This window comes from Neoroseomonas terrae (genome assembly GCF_018129025.1).
Classification (GTDB): Bacteria; Pseudomonadota; Alphaproteobacteria; order Acetobacterales; family Acetobacteraceae; genus Neoroseomonas; species Neoroseomonas terrae.
The window spans coordinates 12,578-33,783 of sequence record NZ_JAAEDI010000026.1; the positions used below are offsets into that span (position 1 = coordinate 12,578).

General features: G+C 68.9%; 18 protein-coding genes. 9 read left to right on the forward strand and 9 right to left on the reverse strand.

The window, feature by feature from the left end; genetic code table 11:
• The first annotated feature begins 1 nt into the window (after position 1).
• Together GXW78_RS21415 and GXW78_RS21420 are read left to right on the forward strand one after the other, a co-directional pair.
• Positions 2 to 1,189 carry an ABC transporter permease family protein gene (locus tag GXW78_RS21415; RefSeq protein WP_211870935.1) on the forward strand — a complete coding sequence of 396 codons (1,188 nt, stop codon included), beginning with the start codon at positions 2 to 4 and terminating at the stop codon, positions 1,187 to 1,189.
• 83 nt (positions 1,190 to 1,272) lie between these two features.
• Positions 1,273 to 3,072 (forward strand): formylglycine-generating enzyme family protein, encoded by a 1,800-nt coding sequence (locus GXW78_RS21420; protein WP_211870936.1) that lies wholly within the window; start codon positions 1,273 to 1,275, stop codon positions 3,070 to 3,072.
• A 54-nt stretch (positions 3,073 to 3,126) separates the two neighbouring features.
• Here GXW78_RS21420 and GXW78_RS21425 read toward each other — a convergent pair whose 3' ends face one another.
• Positions 3,127 to 3,915: an SDR family NAD(P)-dependent oxidoreductase gene (locus GXW78_RS21425; RefSeq protein ID WP_211870937.1), complete on the reverse strand. Its 789-nt coding sequence runs from the start codon at positions 3,913 to 3,915 to the stop codon at positions 3,127 to 3,129.
• Positions 3,916 to 4,076: 161 nt separating this feature from the next.
• Here GXW78_RS21425 and GXW78_RS21430 point away from each other — a divergent pair, with 161 nt between their 5' ends.
• The 3 genes from GXW78_RS21430 to GXW78_RS21440 are packed head-to-tail and all read left to right on the forward strand — an operon-like array spanning position 4,077 to position 8,536.
• The gene (locus GXW78_RS21430; protein ID WP_338147808.1) at positions 4,077 to 6,167 is read left to right on the forward strand and encodes a 3-hydroxyacyl-CoA dehydrogenase NAD-binding domain-containing protein; all 2,091 of its coding nucleotides are present in this window, start codon (positions 4,077 to 4,079) and stop codon (positions 6,165 to 6,167) included.
• Between the two features lie 13 nt (positions 6,168 to 6,180).
• A complete protein-coding gene (locus GXW78_RS21435; RefSeq protein WP_211870939.1) occupies positions 6,181 to 7,386 on the forward strand; it encodes an acyl-CoA dehydrogenase family protein in 1,206 nt (401 codons plus the stop codon).
• Between the two features lie 7 nt (positions 7,387 to 7,393).
• On the forward strand, positions 7,394 to 8,536 hold the full coding sequence (locus GXW78_RS21440) for an acyl-CoA dehydrogenase family protein (RefSeq protein ID WP_211870940.1): 1,143 nt from the start codon (positions 7,394 to 7,396) through the stop codon (positions 8,534 to 8,536).
• Positions 8,537 to 8,674: 138 nt separating this feature from the next.
• Here the strand turns inward: GXW78_RS21440 and GXW78_RS21445 are convergent, their stop codons facing one another.
• A complete protein-coding gene (locus tag GXW78_RS21445) occupies positions 8,675 to 11,005 on the reverse strand; it encodes a xanthine dehydrogenase family protein molybdopterin-binding subunit (RefSeq protein WP_211870941.1) in 2,331 nt (776 codons plus the stop codon).
• Between the two features lie 71 nt (positions 11,006 to 11,076).
• Complete coding sequence (gene trxC, locus GXW78_RS21450; protein ID WP_211870942.1) at positions 11,077 to 11,535, reverse strand: thioredoxin TrxC; 459 nt, start codon at positions 11,533 to 11,535, stop codon at positions 11,077 to 11,079.
• An 81-nt stretch (positions 11,536 to 11,616) separates the two neighbouring features.
• On the opposite strand from trxC, the gene GXW78_RS21455 reads away from it, so the two are divergent.
• Positions 11,617 to 12,519 carry a PfkB family carbohydrate kinase gene (locus GXW78_RS21455; RefSeq protein ID WP_211870943.1) on the forward strand — a complete coding sequence of 301 codons (903 nt, stop codon included), beginning with the start codon at positions 11,617 to 11,619 and terminating at the stop codon, positions 12,517 to 12,519.
• On the opposite strand, the gene GXW78_RS28105 is transcribed toward GXW78_RS21455, so the two are convergent.
• The 3 genes from GXW78_RS28105 to GXW78_RS21470 all read right to left on the reverse strand — a co-directional run bounded on the left by GXW78_RS28105 (position 12,507) and on the right by GXW78_RS21470 (position 15,714).
• Positions 12,507 to 12,947, reverse strand: a complete 441-nt coding sequence (locus GXW78_RS28105; RefSeq protein ID WP_246522511.1) for a hypothetical protein — start codon at positions 12,945 to 12,947, stop codon at positions 12,507 to 12,509. The genes GXW78_RS21455 and GXW78_RS28105 overlap by 13 nt on opposite strands.
• 221 nt (positions 12,948 to 13,168) lie before the next feature.
• Positions 13,169 to 14,908 (reverse strand): thiamine pyrophosphate-binding protein, encoded by a 1,740-nt coding sequence (locus tag GXW78_RS21465; protein WP_338147809.1) that lies wholly within the window; start codon positions 14,906 to 14,908, stop codon positions 13,169 to 13,171.
• Positions 14,905 to 15,714 (reverse strand): hypothetical protein, encoded by an 810-nt coding sequence (locus GXW78_RS21470; RefSeq protein ID WP_211870944.1) that lies wholly within the window; start codon positions 15,712 to 15,714, stop codon positions 14,905 to 14,907. The genes GXW78_RS21465 and GXW78_RS21470 overlap by 4 nt, the downstream gene beginning before the upstream one ends.
• 216 nt (positions 15,715 to 15,930) lie before the next feature.
• Between GXW78_RS21470 and GXW78_RS21475 the strand changes: the two genes are divergently transcribed.
• The 3 genes from GXW78_RS21475 to GXW78_RS21485 all read left to right on the forward strand — a co-directional run bounded on the left by GXW78_RS21475 (position 15,931) and on the right by GXW78_RS21485 (position 18,327).
• Positions 15,931 to 16,587, forward strand: coding sequence for a peroxiredoxin (locus GXW78_RS21475; protein ID WP_211870945.1), 657 nt, complete (start codon positions 15,931 to 15,933; stop codon positions 16,585 to 16,587).
• An 81-nt stretch (positions 16,588 to 16,668) separates the two neighbouring features.
• The gene (locus tag GXW78_RS21480; RefSeq protein WP_211870946.1) at positions 16,669 to 17,640 is read left to right on the forward strand and encodes a tripartite tricarboxylate transporter substrate binding protein; all 972 of its coding nucleotides are present in this window, start codon (positions 16,669 to 16,671) and stop codon (positions 17,638 to 17,640) included.
• Positions 17,641 to 17,967: 327 nt separating this feature from the next.
• Positions 17,968 to 18,327, forward strand: coding sequence for a VOC family protein (locus GXW78_RS21485; protein WP_211870947.1), 360 nt, complete (start codon positions 17,968 to 17,970; stop codon positions 18,325 to 18,327).
• Between the two features lie 23 nt (positions 18,328 to 18,350).
• Here GXW78_RS21485 and GXW78_RS21490 read toward each other — a convergent pair whose 3' ends face one another.
• From GXW78_RS21490 to GXW78_RS21500, 3 genes are read right to left on the reverse strand one after another with little or no spacing between them, the layout of a single operon-like run.
• Positions 18,351 to 19,637 (reverse strand): TRAP transporter large permease, encoded by a 1,287-nt coding sequence (locus tag GXW78_RS21490; protein WP_211870948.1) that lies wholly within the window; start codon positions 19,635 to 19,637, stop codon positions 18,351 to 18,353.
• Positions 19,638 to 19,643: 6 nt separating this feature from the next.
• On the reverse strand, positions 19,644 to 20,171 hold the full coding sequence (locus GXW78_RS21495; protein WP_338147810.1) for a TRAP transporter small permease: 528 nt from the start codon (positions 20,169 to 20,171) through the stop codon (positions 19,644 to 19,646).
• Positions 20,155 to 21,198 carry a DctP family TRAP transporter solute-binding subunit gene (locus GXW78_RS21500; protein ID WP_211870949.1) on the reverse strand — a complete coding sequence of 348 codons (1,044 nt, stop codon included), beginning with the start codon at positions 21,196 to 21,198 and terminating at the stop codon, positions 20,155 to 20,157. Before GXW78_RS21500 ends, GXW78_RS21495 begins: the two co-directional genes overlap by 17 nt.
• Positions 21,199 to 21,206 lie beyond the last annotated feature (8 nt).

Here is a 21,206-nt window from a genome sequence, read left to right on the forward strand (position 1 = left end):
CATGCTGCGCCTGGCGCTGGCCGATATCTGGCACGAGAAGGTGCTGTTCCTGTGCTCGGCCCTGGGGTGCGCGGCGGTGTTGGCGCCGCTGATCGTGCTGTTTGGGCTGCGACAGGGCGTGGTGGCGGGGCTGCGGGCGGAGTTGCTGGAGGACCCGCGCGCGCGGGAAGTCGTCTCGATCGTCAACCGCACGCTGGAACCAACGATGTTCGAGCGGCTGGGCGCCGATCCGCGCATCGCCTTTCTGGTGCCGCGTACCCGTGCGCTGTCGGCGACCATCGTGCTCGAGAACCCGGCGCGGCCGGGCAACGGGTTGCGGGTGGAACTGCTGCCGACGGCCGTCGGCGATCCGCTGCTGCCCGGGTACAGTGCGATCGACGGCGATGAGCTGATTCTGTCCGGCACGGCGATGCAGCGGCTGGGGCTGAACGCGGGCGATCCGGTACTCGCCTCCGTCGCGCGCAGTCGCGGCAGCTCGCGCGAGGTCCTGACCCTGCCCATGCGGGTCGGGGGTACGGCGCCGTTATCCGCCGCGACACGCGATGCCGCTTTCGCGATCCTTCCCGTGCTACTGCTGACGGAGGATTTCCTCGACGGTACGGTGGATGCCGATGCGCGGCCGGTGACGGAAACGGAAGCGCGACAGCGGCCCTTCGCGGGCTTCCGCTTCTACGCCGCGCGGCTGGAAGATGTTCCGGCGCTTGACCGCGAGATGCGGCTGGCCGGCATCGAGGTCGCGTCCCGCGCCGAGGCGGTCGCAGGGCTACTACGGCTCGATCGGAACCTCGCGCTGCTATTCCTCGCCATCGCGGGGGCGGGTGGGGCAGGGTACCTGGTAAGCCTCGGCGTCGGGCTTTGGGCACAGGTCGAACGCAAGCGGCGGGATCTCGCGCTGCTGTCGCTGCTCGGTGTGCGGCGCCGTGCGCTGCTCATGGTGCCGCTGGTGCAGGCAGCGGCGGTGGCGCTGGCCGGCGCGGTTCTGGCATTCGGGATTGCCGCCATGGTGGCCGGGGTGCTGAACCGGGTTTTCGCAGGAACCGTGACAGGCGATCGGCCGGTTTGCCTGCTGACGCTGGGCATGGGCGCGGCCGCAGCCGGGGTGACGATCGTGGGCGCGTTGGTCGCCGCGGTGCTCGCGGGGCTGCGGGCGGCGGCGGTGACGCCGGCGGAAGGGTTGGCGGAGGGGTGATGGACGGCGCAGGTCGCGGTTGGAGGGGCTCTGCCCCTCCAGGCCACCCCGCCAAAGGCCGAAGGGCCTTTGGAAACCGATACGTGGCGCTGGGTCTCGCTGTCGCGTTGGCTGTCGGCACGACCGCGGCGGCGCAGGCGCCCTGGTCGGCGGATTTCACCAATCCGCGGCCGCTCGATGGGGATCTGACGCTGCCGATGCCCTGCGGTGGGTCCATGGTGTTTCGGCCCATCGAGACGCCAAGCGGGCCGGGCGCTCTGGACGACCGACCGGTCACCATCGGCACCACAGACCCGGCCGGGGGTGTCGCGGAGTTCGCTCGGCGCGATGCGGTGGCGGGGCCCTTCACGGCCGAAGGCCGCGATGTCCCGCTCTATTGGCTCGGCAAGTATGAGGTGACGCGCGACCAGTATGCGGCGGTGATGCAGGAACGCTGCCCGGCACCCTCCGCGGAGGGCCGACTGCCGGCGGCGACGCTGTCCTGGTTCGATGCGGTCGCGTTCACCCAGCGCTACACCACTTGGCTGCTGCGCAACGCGGCGCAGCGCCTGCCGGAAGCCGACGGCACCCGCGCCTTCGTGCGCCTGCCCACGGAGGAGGAGTGGGAATACGCCGCGCGCGGTGGTGCAGCGGTCAGCGAACTCGACTTCCTCGGGCGCGTCTTTCCCATGCCGGAAGGCACTTCGCGCTACGCCTGGTTCCAGGGGCCGCGATCAGCCGCGGGGCGGGCACAGCCGGTCGGCATGCTGGAGCCCAATCCGCTGGGGCTACACGACATCCTCGGCAATGTCGGGGAACTGGTGCTGGAACCGTTTCGCGCCGTGCGCGTCGGCCGGCTGCATGGCCAAGCGGGCGGCGTGGTGGTGAAGGGCGGGGATTTCCGCACGCCGGAGGCAGCGCTGCGATCCTCCCTGCGCATCGAGATGCCTCCTTATGACGCGACGGATGGGCAGCCGACGCGGCTGGCCTCGGTCGGCTTCCGCGTGGCGCTGGCGGCGCATGTGACGACGAGCCTGCGCCGTGCCGAGGCGCTGAACCGTGCCTTCGAGGCTGAAAGCCGCGCGACCGGCACTGAGGCCGAGAACGCCCGCCGCCAGATCGCGGCGATGCGCGAGGGCGCCGATCCGCGGATGCGGCAGAACCTCGACCGCCTGGAGGCGGGGTTGATGGCGGCGGAGCGGCAGCGGCTGGAACAGGAACGCGCCGGCATCCGGGCGCAGCTTGAAGGTGCCGCGGTGCTGGCGCGCGCGGCAGGGCAGTCGCAGCGGCGGATGGATGGCATCCAGCCGCTGCTGTCGGGCGCCGATGTCGTCCAGGCAAGCCCCGAGATGCGGCGGCAATGGGCGACGGCGCTGGAACAGCTTCGCGTGGAACGCGAGTTGGCGCTGGATGGCTATGCCCGGATCGTGGCCGATCTGGGCCGCTCGGCCGATCGGGCGACGCTGACGACCGAGGCGGGCGTGGTGGCGCGGGAGGCCGAGGCGCGGGGCTTGCCGGAGTTGCGGCCGTACCTGGACATCGCGGCTGCGCATGCGGCCGATTCGCGCGATCGCAGCCTGCCGGAACGCGACCGGATGCGGGAGGACGTGCTGGCCGCAGCGCGGGCCGCGGCCGGGCTGCCGAATGCGCCGGCACCGCAGCCTGATCCGCCGCGGCCGGTTGCGGTCCCGCAGCCGCAGCCGCAGCCGGCACCGGCCCCGCCGCCCGTTGCTGTCCTGCCGCCGCCTCCGCCACCGGAACCGCCACCGCAGGATTCGGCGTCGTCATCCTCCTCCGCGGCGCGGCCCTCGCCACCGCCGCAGCGGCCGCCGGCGGCGCCGCAGGGTGTGCCGGGACAGGCGCCCGGGATCAGCGTCAAGCCACCGATACGTCGAGGGTGGTGACCGGGTTGGAGAGCGGGCTACGCCGCTCTCCCGACGCCTCCCTGCCGGGCTATCTTATTCCTCGTCGTCCGATCGGCTCGGCGGGCCGGCGAGTACGCCGCCGTCGATCGTGATGGTCTGCCCGGTCATGAACGAACCACCGGCCGAGGCGAGGAACACCGCGGCGCCGGCGATCTCGTCCGGCTCGCCGATGCGCTTCAGCGGCGTGTCCTTGGTGCGCTTCTTGTAGATGCCCGGGTCTTCCCACAGGGCGCGGGCGAAGTCGGTGCGGATCAGGCCCGGCGCGATCGCGTTGGCGCGGACGTTCTTCGGGCCCCATTCCACGGCGAGGTTTCGCACGAGCTGCATGTCGGCGGCCTTCGAGATGGCGTAGGCGCCAAGGACGGGCGAGCCGCGGAAGCCGCCGATGGAGGAGACGATGATGATCGAGCCGCCGCCGCGCTCGGCCATGCCCGGCGCGGTCATGTGCGCGAGCCAGAGGTTCGACTTGATGTTGGATGCCATGATCTTGTCGAAGATCTCGTCCGGCATCGTCACGGCGGGGCCGAAGTGCGGATTGATCGCGGCGTTGCAGACCATGATGTCTACCTGGCCCCATTTGGCGATCGTCGCGTCCACCAGCGCCTGGCATTCGTTCTTGCGGCCGATGTTGCAGGCAACGGCCATAGCGGTGCCGCCCTTCGCCGTGATGGCGTCCACCACTTCCTGGCAGGCCTCGACCTTGCGGGAGGAGACGACGACCTTGGCCCCCTGTTCCGCCATGCGTTCGCAGATGGCGCGGCCGATGCCGCGGCTGCCGCCGGTGACGATGGCGACCTTTCCGGTCAGGTCAAACAGGGACATGGCGTTTCGCTCCCGCAGGGTTGATGCTGCGCAGCGCAGCATGGCCGGGGCGGCTCGGCAACCGGGGTAGGGCGGCGCTTGCCGGCCGGCGGATCCTGAACGACACTCCGCCCCGACCGATCGGTCGGACCGCGACCATCAGCTTTGAGGGAGAAACGCCAGTGGCCCAGGACGCCGACTTCGTCCAGCATGAGGCGAAGGGCGAGGTGCATGTGCTGCGCCTGGCCAATCCGCCGGTGAACACGCTGCGGACCGAGATCCGCGCCGGCCTGATGAACGGCTTGAACAAGGCGAAGGCCGCCGGGGCGAAGGCGGTGGTGCTGATCGGGTCGGGGCGGATGTTCTCGGCCGGCGCCGAGATGACCGAGTTCGGCAAGCCGCGGCAGCCGCCCTCCTTGACCGAGGTGTTCGATGCCATCGAGGGGTATCCGGGCATCGTCGTCGCCGCGATCCATGGGTCGGCGCTGGGTGGCGGCCTGGAACTGGCGCTGGCGTGCCACGCGCGCGTGGCGGGTGCCGGTGCGCAGGTCGGGTTGCCGGAGGTGAAGCGCGGCTTCGTGCCGGGCGCCGGCGGCACGCAGCGCCTGCCGCGCATGATCGGGGCGGAGGAAGCGGCGAAGATCATCGTCTCCGGTGATCCGGTGCCGGCGGTGAAGGCGCAGAAGCTCGGCATCATCGATGCGGTGATCGATGGCGATCTCGAGGAAGGCGCCGTCGCCTGGGCCAAGGCCAATCTCAGCAAGACCTTCACCCTGGCGCGCAACCGCACGGACAAGATCGAAGGGCAGGACCCCGCAGCCTATGACGCGGTGATCGCCGGGCTGCTGCGGCGCACGCGCGGGCAGGAGAGCCCGAAGGGCTGCGCCGAGGCCGTGCGCGCCGCCTTCACCATGCCGTTCGAGGAAGGGCTCGCGAAGGAACGCGAACTGTTCCAGTCGCTGGTGTCGGGCGAACAGTCCAAGGCGCTGCGTCACATCTTCTTCGGCGAGCGCGAGGTGCTGCGCATCCCGGGCCAGCCGGCCGATGCTAAGTCCCTGCCGGTCGAGAGACTGGTGGTGATCGGCGGCGGCACGATGGGCGGCGGCATCGCGATGTCGGCGGCCAACAACGGCGTGCCGGTGACGATCGTCGAGACGAGCGAGGAGGCGCTGAAGAAGGGCCTCGCGCGCTGCCATGCGAATTGGGAACGGACGGTCTCGACCGGCCGGCTGTCGCAGGAGGAATACGAGAAGCGCAAGGCGCTGCTGACCGGCAGCACCGATTTCGAGGGCACGGTCGCGAAGGCGGATCTGGTGATCGAGGCCGTGTTCGAGAATATGGACGTGAAGAAGGAAGTCTTCGCGCGGCTCGACAAGGCGGCGCGGCCGGGGGTGCCGCTGGCCTCCAACACCTCGACGCTGTCGATCGACGAGATCGCCTCCGCGACCCAGCGGCCGGAACTGGTCGTCGGCATGCACTTCTTCTCGCCGGCCAATGTGATGCGGCTGCTGGAGAATGTGCGCGGCGCGAAGTCGTCCTGGGCGACGATCGCGACCGCCACGGAGTTCGGCAAGCGCATCGGTAAGCTGCCGGTGCTGGTCGGCAATTGCGACGGCTTCGTCGGCAACCGCATGACCGGCAAACGCACGCCGCAGGTCGAGAAGCTGCTGCTGGAAGGCTGCCTACCGCAGGACATCGACAAGGTGATGGAAGGCTACGGCATGGCGATGGGGCCGCTCGCGACGGGCGACCTCGCCGGGCTCGACATCGGTGCCGCCGTCCGCAAGGCGCGCGGGACCGTCGCACCTGTCGCGGATGCCATCGTCGCGCAGGGCCGCTTCGGGCAGAAGACCGGCAAGGGCTGGTACATGTATGACGAGAAGCGCACGCGGCTCGTCGATCCCGAAGTCGAGAAGATCATCCTCGACGTCGCGGAGAAGATGCAGGTGCGGCGGCGGAAGATCTCCGACGAGGAGATCCTGGAGCGGCTGCTGCTGCCCATGGTGAATGAGGGCGCGCGCATCCTCGAGGAAGGCGTCGCCTATCGCCCGATCGACATCGACGTGATCTTCATCAACGGCTTCGGCTGGCCGGCCTTCCGCGGCGGGCCGATGTTCTGGGCGGATTCCATCGGGCTGAAGGCGGTGCGCGACAAGCTGGCGCACTACGCCGAGCTGACGAATGATGCCAATCTGAAGCCCGCGGCGCTGATCGAGAAGCTGGCGGCCGAGGGCGGCAGCTTCGCCGGCATGTCCGCCAAAGCGAACGCGTAAGGGAGAAGACGCCATGGAACTGCGCTTCACCGATGAGGAACGCGCCTTCCGCCAGGAAGTGCGTGCCTGGATCGACGAGAACCTGCCGGCCGAGACGCGCGAGCGCATGGCGTCAGGCCGCACGCCCACCAAGGCGATGCAGATCGACTGGCAGAAGCGGCTCTATGCCAAGGGTTGGGCGGTGCCGCATTGGCCGGTCGAATGGGGCGGCCAGAAGTGGAGCGCGATCCAGCGCTTCATCCTGAGCGAGGAGATGCAGTCGACGCCGGCGCCGTCGCCGCTCGGCTTCAACGCCAACATGCTCGGGCCGGTGATGATCGCCTTCGGCACGGAGGAGCAGAAGAAGCACTTCCTGCCGAAGATCGCGAGCCTGGACCTGTGGTTCTGCCAGGGCTTCTCGGAGCCCGGCGCGGGGTCGGACCTCGCCAGCCTCAAGACGCGCGCCGTGCGGGAGGGCGACCACTACATCGTCAACGGGCAGAAGACCTGGACGACGCTGGCCCAGCATGCCGATTGGATCTTCCTGCTGGTGCGGACCGATCCGGGTGCGGCGAAGCAGCAGGAGGGCATCTCCTTCCTGATCGCCGACATGAAGACGCCGGGCATCACCGTGCGGCCGATCATCACGATCGACGGCGCGCATGAGGTGAACGAGGTCTTCCTCGACGACGTGAAGGTGCCGGTCGAGAACCTGATCGGCACGGAGAACCGCGGCTGGGATTGCGCGAAGTTCCTGCTGTCGAACGAACGCACCGGCCAGGCCCGCGTGGGTGCATCGAAGGAGCGCATCCGGCGGCTGAAGCTGATCGCGAAGGAAGCGCCCGGCGGGGCGCGGCCCGTCATGGAAGACCCGCGCTTCCGCTCGCGCCTGACCGAGGTCGAGGTGCAGCTCAAGGCGCTGGAGATGACGACGCTGCGCGTGCTGGCCGATGAGAACCGGCAGCTCAGCCAGCGCAAGCCGAACCCGGCATCCTCGGTGCTGAAGATCCGCGGGACGGAGCTGCAGCAGGCGATCTCCGAGCTCTACGTGATGGCCGCCGGCCCTTATGGACTTGTTGCGTCGGACCCGGAGGCCGATCGCTGGAACGAGCCCGAGGTGGCGCAGGACTGGCAGACGCTCGCACAGGCGACCTATTTCAACTGGCGCAAGCAGTCGATCTACGGCGGATCCACCGAGATCCAGAAGAACATCATGGCCAAAGCGTTTTTGGGGCTCTGAGAGACAGATGGATTTCGATCTTTCCGAAGACCAGCGGCTTCTGCAGGACAGCCTAGCGAAGCTGCTGAAGGACAAATACGCCTTCGAACAGCGCAAGGGGTACATGGCGTCCGAGACCGGCTGGTCGCGTGATGTCTGGGCGGCCTATGCCGATCTCGGCCTGCTGGCGATGCCCTTCGCCGAGGATGATGGCGGCCTCGGCTACGGCGCCGTCGAGACCATGATCGTCGCCGAGCAGTTCGGTCGCGCGCTGGCGTTGGAGCCCTTCATCCCGACGGTCGTGATCGGAGGCGCCTTCCTGCGCCACGGCGCGACGGCCGAGCAGCGCGCCGCGCTGGTGCCGCAGATCGCGGAGGGCAAGCTGCTGCTCGCCTTCGCGCATACCGAGACGCAGTCCCGCTTCGACCTGAACGACGTCGCAACCACGGCGAAGAAGGACGGCGCGGGCTGGGTGATCGAGGGCCGCAAGGGCGTCGTCGTCCATGGCGACACCGCGGACCAGATCATCGTCACCGCCCGCGTCTCCGGCGGGCGGCGCGATCGCGACGGGATCGAGGTGTTCCTCATTCCGGCCGACACGCAGGGCGTGACGCGGCGCGGCTTCAAGACATCCGACGGGCAGCGCGCCGCGGACATCACCTTCGACAACGTGAAGGTCAGTGCAGACGCGAAGCTGAATGGCGGGCTGGCCCTCGCCGAGCGCGTGGTAGATGAGGCCATCGCCGCCCTCGGCGCCGAGGCGATCGGCTGCATGGAGGCGTCGAAGGACCTGACCATCGAGTACCTGAAGACGCGCAAGCAGTTCGGGCGGCCGATCGGGTCGTTCCAGTCGCTCCAACACCGCGCGGCGGAAATGATGGTGTGCCTGGAGCAGGCGCGCTCCATGGCGATGCTCGCCGCGATGATGGCGAGCGAGGAAGACCCCGCCGAACGTCGCCGCCAGATGCGCGCGGTGAAGATCGAGATCGGCCGCAACGCCCGCTTCGTCGGGCAGCAGACCGTGCAGATGCATGGCGGCATCGCCATGACGATGGAATATGTCGGCGGCCACTACCTGAAGCGGCTGACCGTCATCGAGAACATGTTCGGGGATGTGGACCACCACCTCGCGGCGTTGAGCGAGGAAGGTGGGGTGTTCGTAGCAGCGTAGAAGAAGAAAGGTTGGGGGAGATGAACTCCCCCAAACCCCCTCCTTTTTCTATCTATTGGCGCCGGCCGCCGCTGTCAGTCTCCAAACAGATAGAAAACGGAGGGGGATTCGGGGGAGGTGTTCCTCCCCCGTTCTTTCTTACCCCTGCAGCGCCGCCCAAATCCGCTCCGGCGTCGCCGGCATGTCGATGTGCCGCCCGCCCAGCGCGTCCGACAGCGCATTCATCACCGCCGGCAGCGACCCCGCGCACCCCGCCTCGCCGCAGCCCTTCGCGCCCAGGGGATTGGTCGTGCAGGGTGACGGCGCGCTTTCGAAGCCGATGCTCGGCAGGTCGTCCGCGCGCGGAATACCGTAATCCATGTAGGAGGCGGTGAGGATCTGGCCGTCCTCGGAATACGCCACGCGCTCGATCAGCGCCTGGCCAATGCCCTGGGCGATGCCGCCATGCGCCTGGCCCTGCACCAGCAGCGGGTTCACGATCACGCCGAAGTCGTTGACCGTGACGTAGCGATCGATGGTGACGTGGCCGGTATCGCGGTCGATCTCGACCTCGCAGATGTGGCAGCCATTCGGGAAGGCCATGGGCGCTTCCTGGTAGACGGTGCGGCTGTCGAGGCTGTTCGGCACGTCCTGGGGCAGGGGGCCGATCTCGCGGATGCGGGCGGCCAGTTCCATGATGCCGATGCCGCGGTCGGTGCCGACGATGGTGAAGCGGCCCTCGGCGAAGTCGATATCCTCGATGGCGGCTTCCAGCACGAAGCCGGCGGCCTTGCGGCCCTTGTCGATGACGAGGTCGGCGGCTTCCAGGATGGCAGCGCCGGACGCCATCAGCGACTTCGATCCGCCGGTGCCGCCGCCAGCGATCAGACGGTCTGAGTCACCCTGGACCAGCTTGATCTTCTCGAACGGCACGCCGAGCTTCGCGTGCAGCACCTGGGCGAAGGGTGTCCAATGGCCCTGGCCGTAGTCGAGCGTGCCGGTGACGATGGTGACGGAGCCATCCTCCTCGAAGACCAGCTCGCCCTGTTCCTTCATGGGCGGCGCGGTGCATTCCAGGAAGTTGCCGACGCCGCGGCCGCGCAGCTTGCCGCGTGATTCGCTCTCGGCCTTGCGAGCGGCGAAGCCGTCCCAGTCTGAGGCGGCGATGGCGCGGTCGAGCACGACGGAAAAATCGCCGGAATCATAGGCGGAGCCGTTCGTCGAGTTGAACGGGAACTGGTCAGGGCGGATATGGTTCAGCTTGCGCATGGCGATGGGGTCCAACTCCATCTCGCGCGCCGCGGTCTCAACCAGCCGCTCCATGAAGTAGTTGGCCTCGGGCCGGCCGGCGCCGCGATAGGCGGTGATCGGCGTGGTGTTGGTGACGTAGTTCTTCGTCTCCACCAGCAGCAGGGGCGTCGCGTAGTTCGACTGGATGTTCTTCATGAAGTTGCCCGTCCCCATGTTGTTGCCAACCGTGGACAGGTACCCGCCCATATTGCCGTAGGAGACGAGCTTCACGGCCAGGAAGCGGCCCGCGGCATCGAGTGCGAGGGATGCTTCCGTCTCATGGTCGCGGCCGTGGCAGTCGGACAGGAAGGAGCCGGTGCGCTCATCCGTCCACTTCACCGGCCGACCGAGCATCTTCGCCGCGTGCAGCACGCAGGTGTATTCCGGGTAGGCGCTGGCCTTCATGCCGAATGACCCGCCGACATTGCCGGTCAGGATGCGCAGCTTGTCGGCCGGGACTTTCAGAATGTCCTTCGACAGCTGCGCGCGCAGGCCGAACACGCCCTGGCAGCCGACGCGCAGCACGTAGCGTTCCTCGACGGCATCCCATTCGCCGATCGCGGATCGCGGTTCCATGGCGCAGACCACGATGCGGTTGCTGCGGATCGACAGCGTCGTGACATGGGCGGCCGTCGCGAAGGCCGCCTCGACCGCCGCGGCGTCGCCGAACTGGAAGTCGAGCACCAGATTGCCCGGAACGTGATCGTAGAGCTGCGGCGCGCCGGGCGCGGCGGCGGCCGAGGCCTCGGTGACGGCATCGAGGGCATCGATGTCCATCTCGACCATCTCGGCGGCGTCCTTCGCCTGGGACTTCGTCTCTGCGACCACGAAGGCGACCGGATCGCCGACGAAGCGGACCTTGTCGGCGGCGAGCGGGCCGCGCTGGATGTTCGTCAGCGGCGTGCCGTCCCGGTTCTTGAGCGGCAGCGTTGCGCGCATCGCGCCGTACTCGGCCATGTCCGCGGCGGTGTAGACGCCGAGCACGCCGGGCATGGCCTTCGCCGCCTCGGTGCCGATGCCGTTAATGACGCCGTGCGCATAGGGGCTGCGCACGATCACGCACCAGGCCTGCCCGGGCAAAGCGAGGTCATCGGTGTAGCGGCCACGGCCCTGCAGCAGGGTCGGGTCCTCCTGCCGCGGCACGGGCTGCCCGATGCCGAATTTCTGCTTCGTCGCTTCGGCCAGGGATGCGTCGAGCATGAAAGGTCCTCGAAAGCTGATTTGGTATGTCCTGCTAGGTTAGGCGCAGTTTGCTGCACCGCAACCCGGCGTCAGACATGCCGCGCCGGCGTCAGGCGCATCGCAGCGCGTGTCCAGTCGAGGATGCGGCTCGCCGGCATGGCGCCGGCTTGGCGCGCGACCTCCTGCCCATCACGGAACAGGGCGAGGGTCGGGATGCTTTGGATGCGGAGGGCCTGCGCGAGCGCCGGCGCTTCCTCGGTGGAGACCTTGGCCAGCCTGACCTGGGGCTCGAGGTCGCGCGCCGCCGTCGCGAAGGCGGGGGACATCGCGTGGCAAGGACCGCACCAGGATGCCCAGAAATCCACCAGCACGGGGATGGAGGACGCGTTTAGGTGCCGGCGGAAGCGGGTCTCGTCCAACGCGACCGGCTCGCCGGTGAACAGCGGGCGGTGACACGCCCCGCAGGAGGGCCGCTCCGCAAGCCGCGCGGCCGGCACACGATTCACCGCGTCGCAATGGGGGCAGACGATCTGAAGCGGGTCGGTCACGGCGATTCTCCTGCGATGGAACGCCTGTCGGCCGGCGGCGTTGCGCTTGACCCCCCGAGGACCCGTGCGGAGTGTGGCGCGATGCGCCGCATCGTCGTCATCGGTTCCTACAATCGCGATTCCGTGCTGGCCGTGCCGCGTTTCCCACAGCCGGGCGAGACGCTGGCCGCCACCCGCATCGACCGCTTCCACGGCGGCAAGGGCAGCAACCAGGCGGTGGCGGCAGCGCGTGCCGGGGCAGCAGTGGCGATGGTCGCAGCCGTCGGGAACGATGCTGCGGGCGAGGCGGCGCGTGGGCTTTGGGCTACAGAAGGCATCGACGCCAGCGGCGTCGCGACGCTCGACGCGCTGCCGACGGGGGAGGCGCTGATCCTCGTCGATGACGCCGGCGAGAACGAGATCGTCATCCTGGCCGGCGCGAATGGGGCGCTGTCGGGGGAAGCAGCCTCGGCGGCAGTGCCCGGTGCCGGGCTCGTCTTAGCCCAGCTCGAGACGCCGGTCGCGGCGACCGAGGCCGCTTTCCGTGCCGCGCGGATGCGAGCCATTCCGACGCTGCTCAACGCCGCGCCGGCACAGATGCTGCCGGCCGCTCTGCTCGAACTGACCGATATGCTGGTGGTGAATGAGAGTGAGGCCGCGCTGCTTTTGGGCCGTGCCGGCGGGCCGGAGGCGCTGGCGAGGGCCCTTGCGCCGCGGCATGCGGAGGGGGTGGTGGTCACCGCAGGTGGTGCGGGTGCCTGGTGGGCCGGTCGCGATGGGTCCGTGCTTTTCGCCCCGGCACTGCCGACCAAGGTGGTGGACAGTACCGGCGCCGGCGACGCCTTTATCGGCGCCTTCGCCGCGGCGCTGGCGCGGGGTGCGGCCCTGGGGGACGCGCTGCGGTATGGCGCCGTGGCCGGCGCGCTGGCCTGCCGCTGCGCGGGTGCCGTACCGTCCTTGCCAAGCCGCGCGGCGATCGACTCTGCCCTGGCTCAATACCGGTAGGCGTAGGGATCCGGCGGCGCGTAGTAGGGTTGCGGCTGCCAGTACGAACCCGGCGGCGCCTGATAGGTTGGCGGGGGCGGCTGATACGCCGGGGCGGGCGGCGGATAGTACACTTGCCCGCCGACCGGCGATGGCGCGTAGGTGGGCGGCGGTGGGGCGTAGGACTGGCCGTAGCCCTGCGCATAGCCGCCCTGGTATGGTGGCGGCTGCGGCGTGGTGATGGCGCCGAGCGCAGCGCCGCCGAGCCCCCCGGCCAGCGCTCCGACCCCGACGCCGCGCGGCCCGCCCGCGAGGCCGCCGATCGCGGCACCGGTGCCAGCACCGATCAGCGCCCCGCCGGCGGCTCGCTGGCCTGGGTCGTAGGGGTTCGTGCAGGCTGCCAGCAGCGCCAGAAGCCCCAGTGGGATGATCCGAGCCGACCGCGCCATGGCGCCATCCTTCTGCGTCAACGTCTGAGTGACAGCGATTCTGATCCGGCACGGTGGCGGGCGTGTGGCGGCTCCGTGGCAGGGTCGATCGCAGGGGGTGAACGCCGCAGGACGGGCAAGGATGCGGCCGGTGCCCGCGGGCCGGCGGTGGGATGGCGACGCGAGACATCGGCCACGACCGCCATACAGGCACGCCGACCCCACTGTTCGGCAGGAACGGCTTAGACCGGCCGGTCGCCCTTCTCGACGCGCAGCGCCCGGTTGTCCACGCCGGGCAGCATCCGCGCGGGATCGCGGGTGACGACCACGTCCAGGACGGTCGGGCTGTCGGTATTGTCCAGGCCCTCGCGGATCGCGCCGGCGAGCGTGTTGGGGTCCTCGACGCGGATGCCGTGGCAGCCGAAGGCGCGGGCGGCGGCTGCGTAATCGGTCTCGGCCAGGTCGGAGGATTGGTAGTTCCCCGCCCCATAAACGGCGTGCTGCAGCGCCTTCACATAGCCCGAGGCGCCATTGTTGAAGACGCAAAGCACATAGTTCGCGCCGACGCGGCGCGCGGTCTCGATCTCGCCGATCGTCATGTTGAAGCCGCCGTCGCCGGTCAGCCCGACGACGCGGCGCTTCGGGCCGGCGGCCATCTGCGCGCCCATCGCGCCCGGCGCGCCGTAGCCGATGGAGGCGAAGCCGCGATCCGCGATGAAGTGGCGGCCAGGCTTCTTCGTGTCGAACAGCAATCCGCCCCAATGGCCGGCGAAGCCGCCATCGGCGACGAGGACGTCGTCATCGGCCATGGCGAGGTTCAGCTCGTTGATCAGGCGACCGACATTGATGGGGGTCTCGTTGGATTCCAGGCGATCCGCGGCGCCGACGCGCCAGGCGGCCATCCGCGGGACGACGGCGGCGGCGAATTCCGCACGGCCCTCGGGCAGAGATGCGGCGGGGAGGGCGGCCAGCAGGTCCTGCAGGGCGAGCTTCGCATCCGCGGCGAGGGCGACATCGGCGCGGGTGGTGCGGCCGATCTCCTCCGGCACGATCTCGACATGCACGACGGGCACCCCGGTGGGCATCAGGGCAAAGCGCTTGGTCGCGATCTCGCCAAGCTTGCAGCCGACAACGATGAGGAGGTCGGCCTCGGCGACGAAGTCATTGGCGATACGGGAGTAGCGGCCGAACAGTCCGAGCGAGAGCGGGTGGGTGCAGGCGATCGCGCCCTTGCCTGACATGGTGTGGGCGACCGGGATCTGCTGCGCCTCGGCAAGCGCCAGCAGCGCGTCGTAGGCCGCGCTGAGATGGATGCCGCCGCCGACCAGTAGCAGGGGCCGCTTCGCCCTGGCCAGCAGCGCGGCCGCGCGGTCGAGTTCCAATGGGTCGGGGCGGGTGCGGCGCGCCTGGGCCATCAGCGTGCCCGGATCGGCCCAGATCTCGTCGGCGGCGAAGCTGTGCTCGCCATGGCAGACATCCTCCGGCACATCCAGCACGACCGGGCCGGGGCGGCCGGAAGTCGCGATCGCGAAGGCACGGCGGACGAATTCGGGGATGCGCTTCGTGCTCTCGACGCGAAGCAGTTCCTTGCAGGCGGGGCGGAGGATCTCCACCTGTCGCGCTTCCTGCGTCATGTTCTTCCACGCGTGGTCGCGGTTCGCATCGCCGGCGATCGCGACCAGTGGGATGCCGGCGTTGAGCGATTCCACCAGGCCCGTGACGAGGTTCGTCGCCCCCGGTCCGAGCGTCGCATCCACGACGCCCGGGCGGTTGGTCACGCGCGCCCAGGCGTCCGCGGCGAAGGTGCCGCAGCGTTCATCATTGATCAGGTAATGCTTCAGGCCGAGGGCGCGCACCGCTTCGTAGAAGGGCAGGAGCTGGAAGCCGCCCATGCCGAACATCGGGCCGACATGATGGGCCTGCAGCATGCGAGCGAGCGCCTCGCCGCCGGTGATGGTCAGGGTCGCGTTGGATTGGTTCACGTCGTACTGGCCTCGGCAAGCAGGGTTACGGCGTCGCGCACCGTGCCGCCCGGCCGCAGGCCCAGGGCGGCGGCGCGCGCATTGACCGCGGAGACGATGCCGGTCGCGACGGCGGAACGTCCGTCGCCGATCCGCGCCGTCCAGGCGGAGTAGGTCGCGGCAGCGATGCCGCGCGCATCGAGGGCGGGCAGCCGAGTGAAGCCGGCGCCGTCGATGCCGCCATCGGCGTCATTATACAGCGCGGCGAAGACGGCGGCGCGCGCGGCGGTCTCCGGCCGGCGGCCGAGCAGCCCACCATGGCTGCCGGTGACGACAACCGTGCCGTCATCGTCAGGCGTCATCAGCGAGTTGGAATCCATGGCCGAGGCGCGGGCACGGCCAGGCACGACGATGGGAAAGCGGGATTCGACGCTGTCAGGCGCGTCCACTCCCGGTACGGGGGCAGCGGCGAGGCGGCGGGCGGCCTCGCGGCACCACATGCCCGGTTCGATGCCGAGCCTCGCGGCTGCGCCGTTGACGTGGCTGACCACGCCCCGGCCGAGCAGGTCGAAGCCATCCCCGATGCGGGCGGAACGATGGGAGCAGCAGGCAGCCGGGATGCCGAGCGGCTGGAGATAGTCGAGGCCGGCGATGCCTGCTGCATCGAGGCCGAGGCCGGCATCGTTCAGCAGCACGCCGGCAACGCGGGCCTTGGCTGAAAGATAGGCGGCATAGACCCCGCCATGCGAGCCGCCGATCACGACCCGGCCCTGCGCTTCCGGCCCCAGCCGGGTTACGCTGTCCACGACGATAAGCCGGTCGAGCATGACGGCGTTCCTTCTCCCTGGTTCGGGAGTAGAGCGTGGGGCATGGCGCTGGCAACAGGGGCGGTGCCCGCGATGCAATGGCTTCCCACAGGAGGACGGCCGGGTGCATCCTCCGCCCAGTGCCGACGGCTGCCGTGGAAGCATCTGCTCCTGCTTGCCGACGAGGCGAGCCCGTGCTGGCCTCCGCGCCACCAAACCCCTGAGGAGGCACTCGCCATGAGCATCTCGATCGGTCAAATCGCGCCGAATTTCGAAGCCGAAACGACGGAAGGCCGCATCCGCTTCCATGACTGGATCGGCGATGGCTGGGCCATCCTGTTCAGCCACCCGAAGGACTTCACGCCGGTCTGCACCACGGAACTTGGCACCATGGCCGGGCTGAAGCCGGAATTCGACAAGCGCAACACCAAGATCATCGGCCTGTCGGTAGACCCGGTGGACAGCCACAGCCGCTGGGCGGACGACATCCGCGAGGTGACGGGTCATGCCGTGACCTATCCGATGATCGGCGACCCGTCCCTGGAAGTGTCCAAGCTGTACGGCATGCTGCCGGCCGATGCAGGCACGACCTCCGAAGGACGTACCGCGGCGACGAACGCGACGGTGCGCGTCGTGGTGTTCATCGGGCCGGACAAGCAGGTGAAGGCGTATCTCGCCTATCCGATGACGGCGGGGCGCAACTTCGACGAGATCCTGCGCCTGCTCGACAGCCTGCAGCTGACGGCGAAGCACAAGGTGGCGACGCCTGCGAACTGGAAGCACGGCGAGGACGTGATCATCGCGGGATCCGTCAACAACGACGACGCCAAGAAGCTGTTCCCGAACGGCTGGAAGGAGCCGAAGCCCTACATCCGCATCGTGCCGCAGCCGTGATCGCGGCGGGGCATTAAGTCCTCGCAACCGACCGATCGGTCGGTGCATGTTTCCTCCCAATGACAGTTGGGAGGAAACGGCATGATCGGCTTCGCTGGCCGGCGTTCGATGCTGGCCATCTCATCCGCCGCGCTGCTGGCGCGGCCCGCGCTGGCACAGGCGCGCTATCCGGACCGGCCGATCCGGATGCTGGTGCCCTGGACGCCGGGCGGGGCCACCGACATCCAGATGCGCTCGGTCAGCGAGCAGGCATCCCGACGGCTCGGCCAGCCGGTCGTCGTCGAGAACAAGCCCGGGGCATCCGGCACGCTCGGCGCGCAGCTGATGGCGCGAGAGGCGCGGCCCGACGGCTATACGCTCGGCCAGATGCCGAACGGCGTGTTCCGCATGCCGGCCATGATGGAGCGGCCGCTATGGGACCCGATGCGGGACTTCTCTTGGATCATCCGGCTGGTCGGCTACATGGGCGGGGTGGTGGTCCGGCCGGACTCGCCCTGGCGGAACATGCAGGACGTGGTGGACTTCGCGCGCGCAAACCCGGGCGTGATCAGCTACGGCACGCCGGGGGCGAACACCACGGAAGTGCAGATGACGCGCTTCGCGCGGCTGGCTGGCGTCGAATGGGTCGCGGTGCCGTTCCGCGGCGCGGCGCCGAACCTCCAGGCGCTGCTGTCGGGCGACATCCATTTCTCTGCCGAGACCAGCGCCTGGGCTGACATGGCGCTCGAAGGCCGGGTGCGAGTGCTCGGCGTATGGATGACGGAGCGCGCGCCACGCTTCCCGGACGTGCCGACCTTCCGCGAGCAGGGTTTCGACGTGCTGGGGGAGAGCACCTACGGCATTGCCGGCCCGCGCGGCATGGAGCCGGAGGTCGTCCGCATCCTGCATGATGCCTTCAAGGAGGCGCTGTACGACCCGGCACATCTCGCGACCATCGCGCGGTTCGACATGCCGGTGCGCTATCTCGGCACGGAGGACTACGCGACGGCAGCGATGATGCAGAACGAGGAGGAGAAGCGCACGGTGCAGGAGCTGGGGCTGCGGGCATCGTAGAGCACAGATTAGAGCAGATGCCGATTAGGTGGAGGGTGAAGATGCTCGCAAAAACAAAGGACTGGAGCATTCGCAGTGAGCCAGGGCGAACGGAAAATGCTCTAGTCGCGGTGGAACAGCAGGGTCGTGTGAATCGGCCCGCTTGAACGATGATGCCGCGCGGCTCTCGCCATATGTAAGGCGGAGGCAACCGCCCGTCCGCCCGGCCATTGGAAGGCGATGGTTTACGGGCTGCCAGCGCCGCTGTGATCCGACCTTGTCGTGTGGATGCCTAGGAACCCTGCTGACCGGAAGGCGTTCTTCCGACGTCTGGCCAGAGGACAACAAATGAACATCCAGAAGAGCTACACGGCGTTGTTTACCGCAGATCTCCTTGCAGCAGAGGGCTGGTACACGAAGCTGCTCGGCCGCGGACCGGACTATCGGCCGATGGAGACAATGGTGCAGTGGGAACTCTCCGCCGAGGGCGGGGTGGCGCTTTCGACTGACGATCTCATCGCCGGCAGCGGAGTCATGTTCCTGATCGTTGATGATGTTGCTGCCGAACGCCGCAGGCTTCAGGGCCTGGGGATCGTGCTCGGCGATGACATCGAGGGCGATTACTCGACGCTGGCGCAGCTGCGCGATCCTGACGGCAACCTGATTACCCTGGCGACGCCACCATCGCGACCCTATCCGGCGGCGTAAGTTCCGGGAGCAGCAGAGCGTGACTAACGCAGCCCCATGGCGTGCGGCAGCCACAGCGCGATGCCGGGGAAACCGACGACCAGGGCGAGGGCGACGAACATCGCGAGGATCATCCACACCACCCAGGGGATGGTGCTTTCCATCCCCACGCCGGCGATGCGGCAGGACACCATCAGGTTCACCGCCATCGGCGGGGTGAACTGACCGATCGCGATTTTCATCGTCAGGATCACACCGAACCAGGTCAGGTCCCAGTGGAAGTTGTTGGCGATCGGGATCAGCACCGGCAGCAGGATCAGGAAGGTCGAAACACCGTCGAGGAACATCCCGATCACGATCAGCACCAGCATCAGCAGGGCGATGGTGCCGTACTCGCCGAGGTTGAGACCGACGATCCAGGTGGCGATGGGCTGCACGATGCCGAGCGTCGCGGTGGACCAGGCGAAGACCGAGGCGAGGGCCACGACGATGAGGATGACGGCGGAAAGCTCGCCCGCCTCCACCAGCATCTCGTAAAGGTCGCGCAGTGTCAGGCTGCGGTAGATGACGAAGCCGACGAAAAGACCGTAGGCGACGGCAAGCACGGCGGCCTCGGTCGGCGTGACGAGGCCGGTACGCATGGCACCGAGGATGACGACGGGCGCCATCAGGCCCCAGATCGCTTCCTTGAAGGTCTGCCAGACGCGGAGGCGCTCCTCGGCGCGGGCCTTGCCGCCGAAATCCTTGGTGATCGAGATGATGACGATGGGCACGATGATGGCGATGCCCGCCAGGATGCCGGGGAACATGCCGGCCATGAAGATCGCCGGCACCGAGACGCCTGGGACCAGCACCGCATAGATGATGAAGGCGATGGAGGGCGGGATCAGGATGTCCGTCGCTGCCGCCGCGCCAACTGTCGCGGCAATGAAGGGGCGGGGGTAGCCATCCTTCACCATGGAGCGCGTGACCACCTGCCCGACGGCAGCCGAGGTCGCGGGGCCGGAGCCGGAGATGCCGCCGATCACCATCGCGACCAGCACGGCGACCGAGGCGAGCGCACCACGCCCCGCGCCGACCACGGCGGTCGCGAAGCGCACCAGCCGCAGCGCGACGCCGGTGCGGTCGAAGACGCTGCCGACGAGGACGAACATCGGGATCGCCATCAGCGGGTATTTCGCGATGCCAGCGTAGACGTTGGTCGGCATGGCGAACATCGACTGGTCGGCAAGGGCGATGGCCGTCGCGCCCGCGAGGCCGAGCGCCACCGCGATCGGCACGCCGGCGAGCAGCAGGATGGTGAACAGGCCGAAGAGGACGACGCCGATCATGCGCGCTCAGCCGTCCTGTCCGCGCATCAGCCGGATGAAGCGGCCGGCCGCCCGCAGCACGACGACCAGGGAGAGCAGCGGCAACCACCCGGTATAGATCCAGTTCGGATGGCCGAGGCCGGGGGACAGCACCTCGAAATCGTACTCGTCATAGGCAAGGCGGGCGCCGTACCAGACGAGGATACCGAAGCAGGCCATGGTCAGCAGCATGGCGGCCATCTCCGCGCCCCGGCGGACGGGCGGGGAGCGGTTGTCGACCAGCACGCCGATGCGGATGTGCCGGCCGGACGCCGTGGCGAGGGCGGTGCCGAGCAACGCCACGATCACCATCAGGGCGACCGAATACTCCTCGGTGAAGGCGAGGGAGACGTTGGTCAGGTAGCGCGTCACGACGTTCGCCGAGGTGATGACCACCATCGCGCCCATGGCGAGCGCGATCAGCACTTCCTCGACGCGCAGCGGGATGCGCGTCGGCGGGTTGACGCGGGAGACGGTGGGGTCGGGTTCGGCCGCCACCTCAGGCGGTCGCGGCACGGATGGCGGCTTCGGCCTTGCGAACGAGGTCGGCGCCGACCGTCTGCGCCCATTTGTCGTAGACGGGGCGGGTGACGCGGGCGAATTCGGCCTTCTGCGGCACCGTCAGCGCCGTGACCTCGACGCCACGGGTGCGGAGGTCCTGGATCGCGGCATCGTCGCCGCCATCGAGGCCGAGGCCGCGGCGGGTTAGGGCGATCTGCTGGCGGCCGGCTTCCTCGGCGCAGTCGCGCACCAGCTGCTTGTCGGCGTCGTTGAAGCTGTTCCAGACGTTGCGCGACAGGCCGAAGATCAGCGGGTCGTTCACGTAGTTCCAGATGGTCAGGTGCTTCTGCGCCAGCGTGTCCATGCGGAAGGCGAGGAACAGGTTGATCGGGTTCTCCTGCCCGTCCACCGCGCCGGTCGACAGCGCGGGCTGGAGGTCCGCGAAGGACATCTGGACAGGGTTCGCGCCCATGGCCTGGAAGATCTCGGTGAAGATGGCGCCGGCGGCGAAGCGGATCTTGAGGCCGCGCATGTCGGCCGGGGTGCGGATGGCGTGCTTGGAGTTGGAGATTTCGCGGAAGCCGTTCTCGCCCCAGGCGAGGGGGACGACCTCCCGCCGCTCCATAACGGCGAAGATGTCGCGGCCGACCTCCCCGCGGATCAGGGCGTCGAAGGCCTTGTGGTCGGGCATGAGGAACGGGAGCTGGAAGAGCCCGACTTCGCGCACCTGCGGTGCGATGTTGATGGTGGAGAACACGGCGAAGTCGATGACGCCCTGGCGCATCGCGACGAGTTCTCGCGTCTGGTCGCCGCCGACCAGTTGGCTGCCGGGATAAACCTTCACGTTGATGCGGCCGCCGGAGCGTTGGGTGACGAGGTCGGCCCAGATGAAGGCGCCCTCGGCGAAGGGGATCGGGCGGTTGCCGACGACGGTCATCTTGTATTCGGGGCGGTACTGCTGCGCGCCGGCGATCCGCGGCAGGGCAAGGCCGGCGCCGGCGGCGCCGAGCAGCAGCGTGCGGCGCGAGGCGGGGGTCGTCATCTGGCGTT